The sequence below is a fragment of the Providencia rustigianii DSM 4541 genome, from assembly GCF_000156395.1.
Lineage (GTDB): Bacteria > Pseudomonadota > Gammaproteobacteria > Enterobacterales > Enterobacteriaceae > Providencia > Providencia rustigianii.
In genome coordinates, this window is the sequence record NZ_GG703833.1 from 723 (window position 1) to 1,154 (window position 432).

A 432-nucleotide genomic window follows, 5' to 3' on the forward strand; every position below is an offset into this window, starting at 1 on the left:
CGAATCAAGGGCGCAACACATAACATTGTTGAGCTGATATGAAGATTAGAACAATTCAAGGTGACACCGTTGACGCTATTTGTTGGCGATTTTACGGAAGAACGATGGGAATGACTGAAGCGGTTATGTTAGCAAATCCTAACTTAGCAGAGCATGGTGCAGTTGTTCCCGCTGGAATATTAATTGATATGCCAGAAGTGACGTCAGAGCCAACGCGACCACTTTTACAGTTATGGGATTAAGTACATGTTTGATAAAGATCCGAATAGTTTCGGTCTGGTTCAGTGGTTGATGCTGCTCTTCATTTCCGCATGGGGAGGCGCTGTGAGATATATCATTGATATACGAAAAAATAATACCGCGTGGAGCTGGGTAAATGCCTTAATGCAAGTTGTTGTGTCAGGGTTTGCTGGGCTTCTTGGTGGTCTTGGT

Annotated in this window: 2 protein-coding genes; both read left to right on the forward strand. The window is 43.8% G+C overall.

Annotated features, from left to right (window positions below):
* Nucleotides 1-38 precede the first annotated feature (38 nt).
* Complete coding sequence (locus tag PROVRUST_RS18755) at nt 39-242, forward strand: tail protein X (protein WP_006816500.1); 204 nt, start codon at nt 39-41, stop codon at nt 240-242.
* 4 nt (nt 243-246) lie between these two features.
* A partial coding sequence (locus PROVRUST_RS18760) for a phage holin family protein (RefSeq protein ID WP_006816501.1) occupies nt 247-432 on the forward strand: 186 nt, incomplete at its 3' end.